We start from the raw sequence: 15,263 nt of genomic DNA, 5'->3' as shown, positions 1-15,263 counted from the left end.
TCACTCCAGCAGTCCCAGGTTGCGGCGCCGCTCGATGCCGCGCAGCCGGCCCTTCTGGACCTTGCCGGTCACGGTCCGGGGCAGCTCCTCGACGACCTCGATGCGGGCCGGCTGCTTGAACCGGGCGAGGCGTACGGCGCAGTGCTCGCGCACCGCGGCCTCGATCGCCGCCGGATCCGCGCCGGGGGCGCGGACGTAGGCCACCACCGCCTCGCCGGTGCGCTCGTCGTCGACACCGATGACGGCCGCGTCGGAGACGCCGTCGACCTCCTCGATGACGTCCTCGACCTCGACCGGGTAGACGTTGAAGCCGGACACGATGACCAGCTCCTTGAGCCGGTCGACGAGGAAGAGGTCGCCGCTGTCGTCGAGGTAGCCGACGTCGCCGGTCGACCACCAGCCCTCGCCGTCCGGGCCGCCGGCGCCGTCGGGCCAGTAGCCGCTGAAGAGGTTGGCGCCGCGGACCTGGATCTCCCCGGGGTCGGCACCCTCCGGGGCGCGGCCGCTCTCGTCGACGAGCCGGAGGTCGATGCCGGGCAGGGCCGCCCCGACCGAGCCGGCCTGGTTGACCTCGCTGCACAACGTGCTGGTGACGACCGGCGACGCCTCGGTCAGGCCGTAGCCCTGGTGGACCGGGATCCGGGTCAGCTCGGTGAAGCGCTCGACCATCTCGGGTGCCAACGGCGCCGACCCGGAGAGGATCAGCCGGACCGGACCGAGGTGGTCGGCCAGGTCCTCGACCGGCAGCCAGTAGGCGAAGACCGGCGGCGCGACCGGCACCACGCTGCACGCCTCGTCGTCGATGATCGACAGCGTCTCCTGCGGGTCGAAGCGCTCCACCAGCACCAGCTTCGCCCGGTGCCGGAGCACGCCGCCGAGCACGGCGTTGAGGCCGTAGACGTGGAAGAGGGGCAGCACGCCGAGCACCACGTCGTCGCCGTGGATCATCGGCGGCTCGACCTCCGCGACCTGGTCGATGTTCGCGAGCAGCGCCCGGTGGGTGAGCATCGCCGCGCGGGGCAGGCCCGACGTACCGCTCGTGTAGAGCAGGGCCGCGAGCTTCTCCGGGTCCTGCAGCGGCGGGACCGGGCGGGCGGTGTCGGCGCGCAGGTGGTCGTAGGAGCGCTCCCCCGGCTGGAGGGTGGCGCCGACGACGACCAGGCGCGGCACGACGGCCCGCGCCACGAGCGCGGGGTCGAGGTCGCCCTCCCCCTGCTCGACGGCGGCGCGTACGGCGGCGACCGCCGCGCGGACGACGACCACGCTGTCCGGGTCGGCGACGACCATCCGGGCGCCGGAGTCGGCGATCATCCGGGTCAGCTCGCCGCTAGTCGCCCGCGGGTTGACCGGGACGGCGACCGCCTGCGCGCGGAGCACGCCGAGGTAGGTCGTGACGAACTCGAGGCGGTTGCCGAGCGCGAGCAGCACCCGGTGCCCGCCGACCACACCCGCGGCACCGAGGCCCGTCGCGATCCGGCCGACCTCGTCCTCGAGCTCCGCCCAGGTCAGGCTGCGACCGCCGGCCTCCACGACGGCCAGCCGATCGGGGCTCTCCGCCGCCGCCTCGGCGACCAGGTCGGCCACGTCCGTCGTCCTGCCATGCGCTCCCGGCATGGAGGGATACTTCCACACCTTCGCGGCCGGCCCGCCCGGTTCCCCCGCCCCGCTACCCTGCCCCTGTGACGCCGCCCGACAAGCGACCTCGGCCGCGCAACCTGCAGCAGCGCTCGACCCTCGCGGGCGAGGCGGCGGCCGCTGCCGCGGAGGTCGAGTCGGCGCTGACTCCGCCGAGCGACCCGGTCGCGGCGGCCTTCTTCGACGTCGACAACACCGTCATGCAGGGCGCCAGCATCTTCCACCTCGCCCGGGGCCTGCACCGACGCAAGTTCTTCACGACCCGGGAGATCCTCGGGGCCGCCTGGAAGCAGGCCTACTTCCGGGTGGTCGGCGTCGAGGATCCCGAGCACGTCGCCGAGGCCCGGGCCTCCGCGCTCGGCTTCATCGCCGGGCACACCGTCGCCGAGCTCGAGGAGCTCGGCGAGGAGATCTTCGACGAGGCGATGGCGGACCGGATCTGGCCGGGCACCCGCGCGCTGGCGCAGCTGCACCTCGACGAGGGCCAGCGGGTCTGGCTGGTCACCGCGGCGCCGATCGAGATCGCCCAGATCATCGCGCGCCGGCTCGGCCTGACCGGGGCGATGGGCACCGTCGCCGAGCACGTGGACGGCGTCTACACCGGCCGGCTGGTCGGGGAGATGCTGCACGGCCCGGCCAAGGCGGAGGCGGTCAAGGCGCTGGCCGCCCGGGAGGGACTCGACCTGCGGCGCTGCTCGGCGTACTCCGACTCGCACAACGACCTGCCCATGCTCGAGCTCGTCGGCGACCCGTGCGCGATCAACCCGGACGCCCGGCTGCGCCACCACGCCCGGGAGCAGGGCTGGCGGATCCGCGACTACCGCACCGGGCGGAAGGCGCTGCGCGCCGGGGTGCTGGTCGGCGGCGTCGCCGGCGCGGTCACCGGCACCGTCGCGGCCGGGGTCGCGCTCCGCGGCCGGCGCCGCTGACCGTCCACCCCGCGACCTTTTACCGACCGGTCTGGGCCAGCAGGTGTAACTCGTGTTTGCATGGGACGAGCGTGGGAAGGGTCACTGAGCAACATCCGGGGAGGGTTCAGGCACCATGCCGCAGCAAGGTCACGGCCTCGAAGCGCGCGTCGCGCGCGGCCTCGACCAGCTGCGCGCGCTCGTCGCCGAGGTGCTCCTGGCCCAGCAGCCCGCGGGCGCGCCCGGCTGGCTGCTGACCGAGGCCGTCACGGGCAGCCGGCCCCGGACCGGCTCCACCGGCCCCACAGGCGGCCCGGGCGGGTACGGCGACGCCGAGCTCGCCGCCTCCTCCGAGGAGGACGAGACTGAGCGGTCGCGCCTGATCGCGCTCGTCGAGCTCGCCCGCCAGGGCGACTCCGAGGCCTTCGGGCTGCTCTACGACCACTACCAGTCCTCGGTCTACCGCTTCCTCTTCTACCGGACCCGGTCCAGCACCCTCGCCGAGGACCTCACCTCGGAGACCTTCTTCCGGGCGCTGCGGAGCATGAGCAACTTCCGCTGGCAGGGCAAGGACTTCGGCGCCTGGCTGATGACGATCGCCCGCAACCTCGCGACCGACCACTTCAAGGCCGGCCGGACCCGTCTCGAGCTGACGACCGAGGACATGTCGCTGCACGACGACGCGACCGAGGACGGCCCCGAGGCGAGCGTGCTCGCGGGCCTGACCAACGAGATCCTCATGCAGGCCCTCACCGAGCTCCCCGCGGAGCAGCGCGACTGCCTGGTCATGCGCTTCCTCCAGGGCATGAGCATCGCCGAGACGGCCGCCGTCCTGGGCCGCAGCGACGGCGCCGTGAAGCAGCTGCAGCTGCGCGGCGTACGCAACCTGGCGAAGCTGATGCCGGAAGGGCTGCGGGACTGATGGCGACCCGGCATGAAATCGTTTACGCCGAGGGCGTCCGCGCCGTAACCCCGCCGCCGCACACGTCGTTGGAGTGGGCATGACATGGGGGATGACGGCGCAACGGCGCGCCGACGAGTTCGACGCCCGGGTCGAGGGCCGCTCGACCGACCGCGCGCACGGGGCCAGCCGCGACGAGGCCCTGCTCACCCTGGTGGCCGCGATGCGGTCCATGCCGGAGGTGCACGCCCGACCGGAGTTCGTCACCGACCTGCGCGCCCGGCTCATGGCCGAGGCCGAGACCGCGCTGGTCCCGGCCGACGTCTCCCGCCTCCAGCTGCCGCAGCGCCACACCCGCCGCGAGCGCCGGATCGCCGCCCTCGTCGGCGGCATCGCGATCGTCGGCGCGACGACCTCCGTCGCCGTCGCCTCCCAGTCCGCGCTCCCGGGCGAGTCGCTCTACCCGATCAAGCGGGCCATCGAGTCCGCGCAGACCACCGTCAGCCTCGACGAGGGCGCCAAGGGCAGCGCGATGCTCGGCAACGCCTCGAGCCGGCTCGACGAGGCGCGCCAGCTCAGCGAGCGCCAGGACGACGAGGGCCGGGTGGCCGAGTCGCTGACCGCCTTCGCCGACCAGGCGACCGCGGCGGCCGACCTGCTCCTCGCCGACTACGAGGACCACGGCCGCGACTCCTCGATCCGCGCGCTGCGCGAGTTCGCCGCGACCAGCCTGACCGAGCTCGAGGACCTCGAGCCGATGATCCCCTACGACGCCCGTGACGAGCTGCTCGCCGCCGCGGCCACGCTCACCCGCATCGACTCCGACGCCGCGAGCCAGTGCGGCGCGTGCGACGCGGCCCCGCTCGCGACCCTGTCGCCGGCACTCGCCGGCGAGCAGGTCGCCGCGCCGACGATCGCCTCCAGCCAGGTCGTCGCCGAGCGTCACCAGGGCAGCGGCAAGCACCACCAGCACGGGACCAAGCTGCCGAACGTCGGGTCCTCCGACCTCGGGGGCCCCGGCAGCGTGAGCGACCCGAGCGCCGGCACCAGCCCGACCGCGGACCCCTCGACCGTCACCGACCCGCTCACCAGCCTGGCCAACGGCCTGACGGGCGGGGCGACCGGCGGCAAGGACTCGTCGGCCTCGACGCCGCGCATCCCGGTCGTCAGCGACGTCGGCGATGCCGTCGGCGCGCTCCTGGGCGGCGTGGTCGACTCGCTGACCGGTCAGTCGTCCGACAAGAACTGACGCCCGGTCCCCGCTAGCGGAAGACCGACTGACGCTGCATCAGCAGCGTGTAGAGCGTCTGCTGGATGGTCTCGCGCACCTGGTCGGTGACGTTGAAGACCAGCATCGGGTCGTCCGCCGCGCCCGGGTCGAGCTCGTCGGTGCGGATCGGCTCACCGAACTCCAGCAGCCACTTGGACGGCAGCGGGACCAGGCCGAGCGGGCCGAGGAGCGGGAAGAACGGCGTGATCGGGATGTAGGGCAGCCCGAGCAGCCGGGCCAGCGACGGGATGTTGCCGACGAGGGGGTAGATCTCCTCCGCCCCCACGACCGAGAGCGGGATGATCGGGACGCCGGTGCGCAGCGCGGCGTGCACGAAGCCGCCGCGACCGAAGCGCTGCAGCTTGTAGCGCTCGGAGTAGGGCTTGCCGATGCCCTTGAAGCCCTCCGGCCACACACCGACGAGCTCGCCGCCGCGGAGCATCCGCTCGGCGTCCTCGGTGCAGGCGAGCGTCGCCCCGCCGCGGCGGGCCATCGCGCTCACGAACGGCAGCTTGAAGACGAGGTCGGCACCCAGCGGGCGCAGGAAGCGCCCGGTGTGGTCGTGGATCGAGACCATCGTCATCAGGCCGTCGATCGGCACCGTGCCGGAGTGGTTGGAGACCACCAGGGCGCCGCCCTCGGTGGGGATGTTCTCGGTGCCGCGGACCTCGATGCGGAACCACTTCTGCGCGATCGGGCGCAGCGTCGCCATGAAGAAGCGCTCGGTGATCTCCTGGTCGAAGCCGTACTCGTCGATGAGGTAGTCGCCGGTGACGCGGCGGCGCAGGAACGCGAGGAACCGGGCCAGCTGGGGCTCCCAGTCGTCGCCGAAGACCTCGCGGGCGGCGGCCTGGACCGCCGCCAGCCAGTCGGCGGCCGGGATGCCGTTGCCCGGGGCCCGGTCGCGGGTCGTGGTGGCGGGCCGCTCAGCGACCGGTGTCTCCGGGGCGTCAGCGGACGGCGCCCCGGCGGAGGGTGCCTCGGCGGACGGCGCGGCCTTCTTCGGCGGCGCCTTCTTCACCGGCGCCTTCTTGGCGGGTGCGGCCTTGGTGGCTGCGGCCTTCTTGGCCGGCGCCTTCTTGGCGGGCGCGGGCTCGGCGGCGGCGCGCGGGGTGGCCAGGCCGCGGGCGGCCGAGGACGGCGCGGTGCCGGTGCCGCGGCCGGGGCGGCCGCGGGTCCCGATCGGGATGATCTCGGCGTCACCCATGGTCGACTCCTCCCACGACGGGGACCAGGTCGGGATCGGGCAGCCGGCGGGCCACCGTCGCCAGGGCACGCTCGGCGTGGCCGCCGGTCGGCCGCAGCGACGAGCCGAAGTCGGCGAAGGCCGAGGCCGTCGTGTGGGCCGGCTCGAAGCCCAGCTCGGAGCGCATCCGGGTGGTGTCGACGCCGCGTCCGTAGGTGAGGAACGCGGTCTGCTCGGGCGAGAAGTCCGCGACCCGGGCCGAGCGCAGGGTCGAGGCGACGCCGCCGATGGCGAACGGCGGGAGCGGCACGGTCGGCCGCTGGAGGCGGCGCACGGCCTGGGAGAGCATGAGCAGGCCGTCGCCCGCGACGTTGAAGGTGCCGGGGACGTCGGAGACGACCGCGTGCCGGAGCACGCCGAGGAGGTCGCTCTCGTGGAGGAACTGCAGGCGCGGGTCGTGCCCGAGCACGGTCGGGATCACCGGCAGCCGGAAGTAGGAGCTGAGCGGGCTGGCGACGTCGGGGCCGATCACGTTGGCGCAGCGCAGCATCGTCACCCGGACGTCGGGCCGACGGCGCGCGAAGCCACGGACGTAGCTCTCGACCTCGGCGACGTCCTTGGCGTAGCCACTGCGCGGGGCGCGGCGCGGCTCCATGTCCTCGGTGAACATCGCGGGGTCGCGACTGCTCGCGCCGTACACCGTGGTCGACGACTTCACGACCAGGGCCTCGACGCCGGGTGCCTTCTGGCAGGCGGCGAGGAGCTGCATCGTCCCGATGACGTTGAGCTCCTTCATCGTGGTCCGCCCGCCGGCGCTGCCGGGGGTGGCGATGACGCTCATGTGGACGACGGTGTCGACGTCCTCCTTGACGATGATCTTGGCGATCACCGGGTTGCGGATGTCGGCCCGCACGAACGAGACGTCGCCGATGTCACCGCGAGGCGGGACCGCGTCGACGCCGATGACCCGCGCGACCGAGGGGTCGGCGGCGGCAGTGCGCGCGAACTTCCGGCCGAGGTCGCGAGAGACCCCGGTGACCAGGACGACCCTGCCGGCGCTGCCCATGGAGCCGAAGGCGGCCTTACTTGCCGAGCTTGCGGCGCTGGACGCGCGTCTTCTTCAGCAGCTTGCGGTGCTTCTTCTTCGCCATGCGCTTGCGCCGCTTCTTGATGACAGAACCCACAGGGAAACCTTTCAACAGCCGTACAGCCGCCCCCGGATCCGCCCGAGGGACCGGGCCAGCCTAGCCGCCACAGGCGGACAGGCAGAATCGGCCCGGTCGAAACGGACGGCCGGGGATCGGTCCGGGACGCTACCGGACCTGCCGGGCGGCTCAGCCGGCGCTGTAGAAGCTCTTGCGGAGGTACTCGTCGACGTCGGACTCGAGGACGCGGAACGAGCGGCCCACGCGGAGAGCCGGCAGCTCACCGCCGTGGACGAGGCGGTAGACGGTCATCTTGGACACCCGCATCATCGCCGCCACCTCAGCAACCGTGAGCAGCTTGGACTCGGAGATGTCCCCGGAATTGGTAGCCATCGCGCACCGATTCTTTCTGTCTGACGCGCCACCGGCTTCCCCACCGGTGAGTGCACGCGTCGCGCATCCGTGAGAATAGGGCCAGATGTGACTGATGGGGAAGAGGTTACCCAAAGTTGCTGAACGGGACACGGCGTGTCCGCTTGACCTGCGCAGATGTGCGTCCCGGTCAGGGCAACGGGTCTAGTCCATGCAGCGGGAAGGCCTCCATCCGCGTCGCGTGGATCGCGCGGTCCAGCCAGGTGTCGGGGTCGTAGCCCTCGCTCCAGTCCCGGTACGCCGGGGTGCGGCCGTCGGTCAGCCGCATCGGGGCGATCCGGCCGAGCCGTCCCCGGACGTGCTCGCGCCACGACTCGGGCGTCTCCGCGAGCGGGTCGACGGGCCGGCCGGCGACGATGCCGAGCAGGTGGGTCCAGGCGCGCGGGACCACGTCGACCAGCGCGTAGCCGCCTCCCCCGGTCGCCACCCAGCGGCCGTCGCAGAGCTCGTGAGCGAGCTCGTGCACGGCGAGGTACGCCGCCCGCTGGCCGTCGACGGTGAGCATGAGGTGGGCGAGCGGATCCTCGAGGTGGGTGTCGCAGCCGTGCTGGCTGACGATCACCTCGGGCCGGAACTCTCGGAGCAGCGGCGGCACCACGGCGTGGAAGGCACGCAGCCAGCCGCCGTCGCCGGTGCCCGGCGGGAGCGCGACGTTGACCGCGGAGCCCTGTGCCTCGGGCCCGCCGAGGTCGTGCGGGAAGCCGGTGCCGGGGAAGAGCATCTGCCCGGTCTCGTGCAGCGAGATCGTCAGCACCCGCGGGTCGTCCCAGAAGACCTTCTCCACCCCGTCGCCGTGGTGGACGTCGAGGTCGACGTACGCGACCCGATCGACGCCCTGGTCGAGGAGGGTGCGGATGCCGATCGCGACGTCGTTGTAGATGCAGAAGCCGCTCGCCCGGTCGGGCATCGCGTGGTGGAGCCCGCCGGTGATGTTGGCGGCGTGGAGCGCCTCGCCGCTGGAGACCTGCCGGAAGGCCTCGACCGTGGCGCCGACGATGTGGGCGGTCGCGTGGTGCATGTCGCGGAAGACCGGGTTGTCGTCCGTGCCCAGGCCGTGCGCCGGGTCGATCAGTCGCTGGTCGCGGCCGGCCCTCATCACCGCCTCCATGAGGGAGGCCTGGTGGACGGTGGCGATCAGGTCGTCGCTCGCCATCGGCGCCGCGACCGTGCGCAGCCGGTCGCCGATCAGGCCGAGATCTCCGGCGAGCCGCATCGTCAGGTCGACCCGCAGCGGCGACATCGGGTGCTCGGGACCGAAGTCGTACTCCGTGAGGCTCGGGTCGAAGACGACGACGGCCGGACCCTGGCAGTCGACCGGCGAGGGGGGCATGTCCGGCACGGTACCGGTACGGTTGTCCCGTGCTGATGACCCCCGTCGTCCTGTGGTGGCCCGCCTAGCGGCGGCCCACCCCTCGAGCACATCCACGGCCGCCCACGGGCGGCCGTTCGCATGCGTGCACCCGTGGGCCCTCACCCCAGGAGCACGATCATGACCACTCTCTCCCTGCTCACCCCGTCGGGCCGCCTCACGCTCGGCAACCTGCTCGGTGCGCTGCGCCCGATGGCCGCGCGCCAGGAGGACGCCTACTACGGCCTCTCCGACCTGCACGCGATGACGACCACCCACGACCCGGCGGTGCTGCGCGAGCGCACCACCGAGATGGCGACCCTGCTGCTCGCCGTCGGACTGGACCGCGCCACGCTCTTCCGCCAGAGCCGCGTGCCGGCGCACGCCGAGCTCGCCTACCTGCTCGAGTGCACGGCGTACACCGGCGAGCTGAACCGGATGATCCAGTTCAAGGAGAAGGGCGGTCGAGTAGGTCCGACGCCGTCGCGAGCGTCGTCCAGCGCGTCGCCTGCCAAGGCGGAGGAGGGAGGCGGGACGGAGTCCCGGCGACCGACGACAACGCAGGGAGGGGACGTGATGGGCGGCGCGCAGCAGGCGAGAGGGCCTGCCCGGCCGCCCCGGGGCCGCGGGGTGGACTCGACCCGGGTCTCGCTCTTCACCTACCCGGTGCTGATGGCCGCGGACATCCTGCTCTACCGGCCGACCGAGGTGCCGGTCGGCGCGGACCAGCGCCAGCACGTCGAGCTGACCCGCGACCTCGCGGTCCGCTTCAACAACACCTACGGGGCGGTCTTCACGGTGCCGACCGTGGTCACCCCGGCCGCCGGTGCACGGGTGATGGACCTGAGCGACCCGACCCGGAAGATGAGCAAGTCGGCGGACGCGGCCGGCTCGGTCTTCCTGCTCGACCCGCCGGACGTCGTACGCCGCAAGATCGCGCGCGCGGTGACCGACTCCGACACCGGCGCGGACGCCGTCCGCGCCGATCCCACCAAGCCGGGCGTCACCAACCTGCTCGAGATCCTGACCGCCTGCGGCGGGTCGGCCGCGGGACTCACGACGTACGGCGCCCTCAAGCGCACCGTCACCGACGCCGTGGTCGCCGAGCTCGAGCCCGTGCAGAAGGCGTACGCCGAGCTGGCCGCCGACCTCGTGCACGTCGAGACCGTCTACGCCGCCGGTGCCCAGCGGTGCCGGGAGGTCACGGCCCCGGTGCTCGCCGCGGCTCGGGCGGCGATGGGTCTCTGACCCGGACGTCCGGGTCTGTAACGCCCGGTTACCCACTGTTCCCACCGTGCTTCAGCACCGTGGGAACAACGAGTAACCGGGCGTTACAGCAGCGTCCGGCACCGGAGAAGAAGGGATTGAACATGTTCAAAAAGTGTTCTACGCTGGCGTCGTCATCAATTTTGAACACGTTCAACAACGGGAGTCCCCATGAACTGGACCGTCGGCACCTACGTCGTCTACCTGCTGGTCACCGTCCCCCTCACGATCTGGGTGGCGTCGACCCTGTCCCGCAACGGGCGGGTCTTCCTCGAGGACGTCTTCGCGGGCAACGACGCCCTCGCCCACGCCGTCAACAAGCTCCTGGTGGTCGGCTTCTACCTCCTCAACCTCGGCTTCGTGATGCTCTTCCTCCGCGTCTCGACCCCGGTCCTCGACCTGCGGGAGCTCTTCGAGACGCTCAGCATCAAGGTGGGCGTGGTGATGCTGGCGCTGGGCGTCCTGCACTTCTTCAACGTCTACGTCTTCAACGCCATCCGGCGCCGCAGCCGGCTCGAGCAGACCCGGGTCGCACCGGTGCCACCCCAGGCCTTCCTGCCGCCCACCCAGCCGGCCTTCCCCGGATGACCACCGCGACGGCGGCCGAGCTGCGGCTCACCGTCCTGACCGACCCGGGCTGCCCGCTCTGCCGGCACTTCGCCGACTGGCTGGGCCGGCAGCCGCTCCTGGTCGCGCTCGAGCTGGTGCCCGCGGGGTCCGAGGAGGCCCGGCGACGCTTCCCCACCCTCGACCACGAGCGGACCCAGGAGGAGATCACCGTGGTCGGCTCCGACGGCTCGGTCTGGACCCACGAGCACGCGTGGGTGATGTGCCTCTGGGCGACCCGGCCCTACCGCGGTCTCGCCGACCGGCTCAGCCGTCCGGCCCTGCTGCCGCTGGCCCGCGGCGCGGCGTACAGCGCGGCCGGCCTGCGGCACCTGCTCGCCCGAGAGCTCGACCGAGAGGAGGCCGATGCAGATGGCTACGCTGACGGATGTGCCGGATCCTGCCGCCCGCTCCCCCAAGGCTGAGCAGACCCGACAGTCGATCGCCGCATCGGCGATGCGGCTGTTCCGGACCAAGGGCTACGACAAGACGACGATGCGCGCGATCGCGTCCGAGGCCGGCGTCTCGCTCGGCAACGCCTACTACTACTTCGGGTCCAAGGAACACCTGATCCAGGCGTTCTACGACCAGATGCAGGCGGAGCACGCCGAGGCCGCGTCCGTGGTGCTCGACCGGACGACGGCGTTCGCGCCGCGGCTCGAGGGCGTCCTGCTCGCCTGGCTCGACGTGGCGGAGCCCAATCACGAGTTCGCCGGCCAGTTCTTCAAGAACGCCGCCGACCCGGCCAGCCCCTTGTCGCCGTTCAGCCCGGACTCCGCCCCCGCCCGCGACGCGAGCATCGGCCTCTTCCGGACGCTCGTCGACGGCTCCGACGCGAAGGTCGCGCCGGCACTGCGCGGCCAGCTGCCCGACCTGCTCTGGCTGCTGCAGATGGGCATCGTCCTCTTCTGGGTGTACGACGCCAGCGAGGACCAGCAGCGGAGCCGGATGCTGGTGAAGCGGGTCGTCCCGATCGTCGACCGGCTGGTGCGGCTCTCGCGGCTCCCGGTCGTGCGGGGCGTCGTCGACGACGTCGTCTCGCTCACGCGAGAACTACGGTCGTGATCGGCCGCGCGGTCGCCGTCACGTACGTCGGGACCGTGGCGGCCCTGGCGACGTACGGCTTCGCGATCAGGTCCCCCGCCCCGATCCTGCTGGCGGTCGCAGTGGCAGTACCCGGAGGTGTGGCCGGGCTGATCGGCTACTACGTCGCCTACGGGCTGCTCGTGCAGGTCCCGGGTGTCGGATCGGCGGCGAGCTTCCTGCCCTGGATGCACGTCGTCGGCGTGGCCTTCATCGCGGCCGGCGCGGCCGGAAACGTGGTGCTCGTCAGGAGCCTTCGGCAAGGGCGCGGGAGCGGTCGCGGGCGGCCTCCATCGCCGCGAGGAACGCAGCCCTGACCTTGTGGATCTCCAGCTCGCGCAGGGCGGCCGCGGTGGTGCCGGCGGGCGAGGTGACCTGCTCGCGGAGCACGGTCGGGTGGGTGCCGGTCTCGCGGAGCATCTTGGCGGAGCCGACCACGGTCTGGACGACGAGGTCGGTGGCGGTCGAGCGCGGGAGGCCGAGGTGCACGCCGGCCTCGATCATGGACTCGACGACGAAGAAGATGTACGCCGGCCCGCTGCCGGAGATCGCGGTGACGGCGTCCTGCTGCCGCTCGGGGATGCGCAGCACCTTGCCGACCGAGGCCATCAGCGCCTCGGCCTCGGCGAGGTGCTCGTCGGAGCAGTGCGAGCCCGGCGAGATGGCGGCCATGCCCTCGTCGACCAGAGCCGGCGTGTTGGGCATGACCCGGACGACCGCGACGCCCTCGGGGACCCGGGACTCGATGAACGCGGTGGTGATGCCGGCGGCGAGCGAGACCAGCAGCTGGCCGGGACGCAGCGCCGGGGCGATCTCGTCGAGCACGTCGCCCATGTCCTGCGGCTTCACGACCAGGGCGATGGTGTCGGCCTTCTCGGCGGCCTCGCGGTTGCCGACCACGGCCACGCCGTACCGGTCCTCGAGCTCGCGGGCACGCTCCTCGCGCTTCTCCCCGACGAGCAGGTGGTCGACGCGTCGGCCGGCACGGACCAGGCCCGAGAGCAGGGTCTCCCCCATGACTCCGGCGCCGAGGATCGCGGTCTGGGCCATGGTCGTACCCCTACTTCTTGGAGATCAGCGAGCGGACGAAGAATGACAGGTTCTGCGGACGCTCGGCGAGCCTTCTCATCAGGTAGCCGTACCACTCGGTGCCGTAGGGCACGTAGACGCGCATCCGCTCGCCGCGCTCGGCCAGCCGGCGCTGCTCCTCGGGCCGGATGCCGTAGAGCATCTGGAACTCGTAGCTGCCCGGCACCCGGCCATAGCGGCTCGCGAGGGAGGTCGCGATCTCGACCATCCGCGGGTCGTGGGTGGCGATCATCGGGTAGCCGTCGCCGGCGAGCAGCACCTTGAGGCAGCGCACGTAGGACCGGTCGATCTCGAGACGGTCCTGGAAGGCGACGTCCTCGGGCTCGAGGTAGGCGCCCTTGCACAGCCGCACCCGCGAGCCCTCGTGGGCCAGGGAGCGGCAGTCGGCCTCGGTGCGGTGCAGCATCGCCTGGAGCACGGCGCCGGTCTCGGGGAAGTCCTTGCGCAGCTCGCGCAGGATCGAGAGCGTCGAGTCGGTGGTGGTGTGGTCCTCCATGTCGAGGGTCACCGTGGTGCCGGCGTTGCGAGCCGCCCGGCAGATGGTGCGGGCGTTCTCGAGCGCGATCTTGTGGCCGTTGTCGGGCAGGAACTGCCCGACGGCGCTGAGCTTGACCGAGACCTCGGCGCTGCGGGTCAGGCCGCGCGCGGAGAGCTGGTGGAGGAGGTCTACGTACGCCGCGACCGTCGCGTCCGCCTGGTCGGCGTCGAGGGTGTCCTCGCCGAGGTAGTCGAGCGTCACCAGGAGCCGGTCGTCGGCCAGACCCGCCGTCGCCTCGACGGCGGACTCGGTGGTCTCGCCGGGGACGTAGCTGCGGACGATGCCGGCGGAGACGGGCATGGTGCTCACCATCTTCTTGACCGCGGCGCTGCGGGCGAGGAGGAGGAGCGGCTGACGGAGGAGCGACATGTCCCTCAGGCTACGACGGCGGCCCGAGGATGCCGATTTCGCGCCTCAGGGGGTACGTCGGCGCAGGGTCGCCGCGCCGGCGGCCAGCCCGGCGACCGCGAAGCCGGCCACCACGGCGAGGTCGGCCCACACGTCGCCGGTCTCCGCGGAGGTGGTCAGCGTGGTCATCGCGTCGACGGCGTAGCTGAGCGGCAGCAGGTCGCTGATCCAGTGCAGCGCGTCGGGCAGCTGGTCGCGCGGGAGGAAGAGGCCGCACAGCAGGATCTGCGGGATCACCACCGCCGGCATGAACTGGACGGCCTGGAACTCCGTCTGCGCGAACGCGCTGACGAAGAGCCCGAGGGCGGTGCCGAGGACCGCGTCGACGACCGCCACCACGAACAGCAGCCAGACCGGTCCGATGACCTCGAGGTCGAGCAGGCCGACGCTGAGGCCGACGGCGAGCGCGGCCTGCACGGCGGCGACCAACCCGAAGGCGACGGCGTACCCGACGAGGAAGTCGAGCTTGCCCATCGGCATCGCGAGCAGGCGCTCGAGGGTGCCGCTGCTGCGCTCACGGAGCGTGGTGACGCTGGTGACCAGGAACATCACGATGAAGGGGAACATCGCGAGCAGCGCCGGCCCGACCTGGTCGAAGACCGGGGTGTCCCGGAACATCCACCACAGCAGCGTGATGAGCAGGCAGGGCAGCACGAGCAGGAGCGCGAGGGTACGGCGGTCGCGGCGGATCTGCCGGAGCACCCGGGCGGCCACGGCGGCGGTGATGCGCGGGGTCACGCGACGTCCCTCCGCACGATCGCGAGGAAGGCCTCCTCGACGCTGGCGGCGCCGGCCCTCTCCTTGATCTCGCCGGGCGAGCCGTCGGCGATGATCCGGCCCTCGCGCATCAGCAGCAGCCGGTCGCAGCGCTCGGCCTCGTCCATCACGTGGCTGGAGACGAAGACCGCCGTGCCGCGGTCGGCGAGCTCGTGGAAGAGCGACCAGAGGTCCTCGCGGAGCACCGGGTCGAGCCCGACCGTCGGCTCGTCGAGCACCAGCAGGTCCGGGCTGCCCAGCAGCGCGACCGCGAGGCTCGCTCGGCTGCGCTGGCCGCCGCTGAGCCGGCCGACCACCCGGTCGCGGTGGTCACCGAGGTCGACGGCCTCGACGACCCGGTCCACCTCCGACCGGTCGACACCGAGGACGCGGGCGAAGAAGGAGAGGTTCTCGACGGGGGTGAGGTCGTCGTACACGCTCGCGGCCTGGGTGACGTAGCCGATCCGGTCGCGCAGCGCCCGGCTCCCCGCGGCGTCACCGAAGACGGTGACGCTGCCGCCGCTGGTGCGCTGGACGCCGACCAGGCAGCGCATCAGCGTGGACTTGCCGCAGCCGCTCGGGCCGAGGAGCCCGGTCACGCCGCCGCCGATCGTGACGTCGAGGTGCTCCAGCACCGTGCGGCCGCCCCGCACGACGTGCAGGTCCCGGATCTCGACCGCGGCACTCACCCG

General features: G+C 72.5%; 17 protein-coding genes. 7 read left to right on the top strand and 10 right to left on the bottom strand.

Annotated elements, in window-relative coordinates; genetic code table 11:
• Window positions 1–1,614: a class I adenylate-forming enzyme family protein gene (locus K8U61_RS13990; RefSeq protein ID WP_224123649.1), complete on the bottom strand. Its 1,614-nt coding sequence runs from the start codon at window positions 1,612–1,614 to the stop codon at window positions 1–3.
• A gap of 65 nt (window positions 1,615–1,679) precedes the next feature.
• Here K8U61_RS13990 and K8U61_RS13985 point away from each other — a divergent pair, with 65 nt between their 5' ends.
• The 3 genes from K8U61_RS13985 (at window position 1,680) to K8U61_RS13975 (ending at window position 4,693) form a co-directional block, all read left to right on the top strand.
• Window positions 1,680–2,564, top strand: a complete 885-nt coding sequence (locus tag K8U61_RS13985) for an HAD family hydrolase (protein WP_224123648.1) — start codon at window positions 1,680–1,682, stop codon at window positions 2,562–2,564.
• Between the two features lie 115 nt (window positions 2,565–2,679).
• The gene (locus tag K8U61_RS13980; protein ID WP_224123647.1) at window positions 2,680–3,465 is read left to right on the top strand and encodes a sigma-70 family RNA polymerase sigma factor; all 786 of its coding nucleotides are present in this window, start codon (window positions 2,680–2,682) and stop codon (window positions 3,463–3,465) included.
• A 79-nt stretch (window positions 3,466–3,544) separates the two neighbouring features.
• Complete coding sequence (locus K8U61_RS13975) at window positions 3,545–4,693, top strand: DUF5667 domain-containing protein (RefSeq protein WP_224123646.1); 1,149 nt, start codon at window positions 3,545–3,547, stop codon at window positions 4,691–4,693.
• Between the two features lie 13 nt (window positions 4,694–4,706).
• Here the strand turns inward: K8U61_RS13975 and K8U61_RS13970 are convergent, their stop codons facing one another.
• The 5 genes from K8U61_RS13970 to K8U61_RS13950 form a co-directional block, all read right to left on the bottom strand.
• A complete protein-coding gene (locus K8U61_RS13970; RefSeq protein ID WP_224123645.1) occupies window positions 4,707–5,921 on the bottom strand; it encodes a lysophospholipid acyltransferase family protein in 1,215 nt (404 codons plus the stop codon).
• Window positions 5,914–6,966, bottom strand: a complete 1,053-nt coding sequence (locus K8U61_RS13965) for an NAD-dependent epimerase/dehydratase family protein (RefSeq protein ID WP_224123644.1) — start codon at window positions 6,964–6,966, stop codon at window positions 5,914–5,916. The genes K8U61_RS13970 and K8U61_RS13965 overlap by 8 nt, the downstream gene beginning before the upstream one ends.
• 16 nt (window positions 6,967–6,982) lie before the next feature.
• The gene (locus K8U61_RS13960) at window positions 6,983–7,084 is read right to left on the bottom strand and encodes a 30S ribosomal protein bS22 (RefSeq protein ID WP_008356322.1); all 102 of its coding nucleotides are present in this window, start codon (window positions 7,082–7,084) and stop codon (window positions 6,983–6,985) included.
• A gap of 150 nt (window positions 7,085–7,234) precedes the next feature.
• Window positions 7,235–7,438: a helix-turn-helix domain-containing protein gene (locus K8U61_RS13955; RefSeq protein WP_224123643.1), complete on the bottom strand. Its 204-nt coding sequence runs from the start codon at window positions 7,436–7,438 to the stop codon at window positions 7,235–7,237.
• Window positions 7,439–7,607: 169 nt separating this feature from the next.
• Window positions 7,608–8,807, bottom strand: coding sequence for an acetoin utilization protein AcuC (locus tag K8U61_RS13950; RefSeq protein WP_224123642.1), 1,200 nt, complete (start codon window positions 8,805–8,807; stop codon window positions 7,608–7,610).
• A 159-nt stretch (window positions 8,808–8,966) separates the two neighbouring features.
• Between K8U61_RS13950 and trpS the strand changes: the two genes are divergently transcribed.
• From trpS to K8U61_RS13930, 4 genes are all read left to right on the top strand, one after another.
• A complete protein-coding gene (gene trpS, locus K8U61_RS13945; protein WP_224123641.1) occupies window positions 8,967–10,073 on the top strand; it encodes a tryptophan--tRNA ligase in 1,107 nt (368 codons plus the stop codon).
• A gap of 189 nt (window positions 10,074–10,262) precedes the next feature.
• Window positions 10,263–10,679, top strand: coding sequence for a hypothetical protein (locus K8U61_RS13940; protein ID WP_224123640.1), 417 nt, complete (start codon window positions 10,263–10,265; stop codon window positions 10,677–10,679).
• Entirely contained in the window at window positions 10,676–11,122 is a 447-nt protein-coding gene (locus K8U61_RS13935) for a DCC1-like thiol-disulfide oxidoreductase family protein (RefSeq protein ID WP_224123639.1), read from the top strand. Before K8U61_RS13940 ends, K8U61_RS13935 begins: the two co-directional genes overlap by 4 nt.
• On the top strand, window positions 11,088–11,762 hold the full coding sequence (locus K8U61_RS13930; RefSeq protein WP_224123638.1) for a TetR/AcrR family transcriptional regulator: 675 nt from the start codon (window positions 11,088–11,090) through the stop codon (window positions 11,760–11,762). Before K8U61_RS13935 ends, K8U61_RS13930 begins: the two co-directional genes overlap by 35 nt.
• A gap of 264 nt (window positions 11,763–12,026) precedes the next feature.
• On the opposite strand, the gene proC is transcribed toward K8U61_RS13930, so the two are convergent.
• From proC to K8U61_RS13910, 4 genes are read right to left on the bottom strand one after another with little or no spacing between them, the layout of a single operon-like run.
• Complete coding sequence (proC, locus tag K8U61_RS13925; RefSeq protein WP_224123637.1) at window positions 12,027–12,830, bottom strand: pyrroline-5-carboxylate reductase; 804 nt, start codon at window positions 12,828–12,830, stop codon at window positions 12,027–12,029.
• Window positions 12,831–12,840: 10 nt separating this feature from the next.
• Complete coding sequence (locus K8U61_RS13920) at window positions 12,841–13,776, bottom strand: proline dehydrogenase family protein (RefSeq protein ID WP_224123636.1); 936 nt, start codon at window positions 13,774–13,776, stop codon at window positions 12,841–12,843.
• A gap of 45 nt (window positions 13,777–13,821) precedes the next feature.
• Window positions 13,822–14,553 (bottom strand): ABC transporter permease, encoded by a 732-nt coding sequence (locus K8U61_RS13915; protein ID WP_224123635.1) that lies wholly within the window; start codon window positions 14,551–14,553, stop codon window positions 13,822–13,824.
• Window positions 14,550–15,260, bottom strand: a complete 711-nt coding sequence (locus K8U61_RS13910; RefSeq protein ID WP_224123634.1) for an ABC transporter ATP-binding protein — start codon at window positions 15,258–15,260, stop codon at window positions 14,550–14,552. Before K8U61_RS13910 ends, K8U61_RS13915 begins: the two co-directional genes overlap by 4 nt.
• Between the last annotated feature and the right edge of the window lie 3 nt (window positions 15,261–15,263).

It is taken from the genome of Nocardioides mangrovi (assembly GCF_020073815.1).
GTDB classification, from domain to species: Bacteria; Actinomycetota; Actinomycetes; order Propionibacteriales; family Nocardioidaceae; genus Nocardioides; species Nocardioides mangrovi.
The sequence above is the reverse complement of the archived record's forward strand: the minus strand, read 5'-3'. Positions and strand labels throughout refer to the sequence as shown.

Bases quoted from the DNA above. Each gene is read 5' to 3' on its own strand.
- K8U61_RS13990 (WP_224123649.1), bottom strand. From the start codon at position 1,614: ATGCCGGGAGCGCATGGCAGGACGACGGACGTGGCCGACCTGGTCGCC.
- K8U61_RS13980 (WP_224123647.1), top strand. From the start codon at position 2,680: ATGCCGCAGCAAGGTCACGGCCTCGAAGCGCGCGTCGCGCGCGGCCTC.
- K8U61_RS13975 (WP_224123646.1), top strand. From the start codon at position 3,545: ATGACATGGGGGATGACGGCGCAACGGCGCGCCGACGAGTTCGACGCC.
- K8U61_RS13970 (WP_224123645.1), bottom strand. From the start codon at position 5,921: ATGGGTGACGCCGAGATCATCCCGATCGGGACCCGCGGCCGCCCCGGC.
- K8U61_RS13965 (WP_224123644.1), bottom strand. From the start codon at position 6,966: ATGGGCAGCGCCGGCAGGGTCGTCCTGGTCACCGGGGTCTCTCGCGAC.
- K8U61_RS13955 (WP_224123643.1), bottom strand. From the start codon at position 7,438: ATGGCTACCAATTCCGGGGACATCTCCGAGTCCAAGCTGCTCACGGTT.
- K8U61_RS13950 (WP_224123642.1), bottom strand. From the start codon at position 8,807: ATGCCCCCCTCGCCGGTCGACTGCCAGGGTCCGGCCGTCGTCGTCTTC.
- trpS (WP_224123641.1), top strand. From the start codon at position 8,967: ATGACCACTCTCTCCCTGCTCACCCCGTCGGGCCGCCTCACGCTCGGC.
- K8U61_RS13940 (WP_224123640.1), top strand. From the start codon at position 10,263: ATGAACTGGACCGTCGGCACCTACGTCGTCTACCTGCTGGTCACCGTC.
- K8U61_RS13935 (WP_224123639.1), top strand. From the start codon at position 10,676: ATGACCACCGCGACGGCGGCCGAGCTGCGGCTCACCGTCCTGACCGAC.
- proC (WP_224123637.1), bottom strand. From the start codon at position 12,830: ATGGCCCAGACCGCGATCCTCGGCGCCGGAGTCATGGGGGAGACCCTG.
- K8U61_RS13920 (WP_224123636.1), bottom strand. From the start codon at position 13,776: ATGTCGCTCCTCCGTCAGCCGCTCCTCCTCCTCGCCCGCAGCGCCGCG.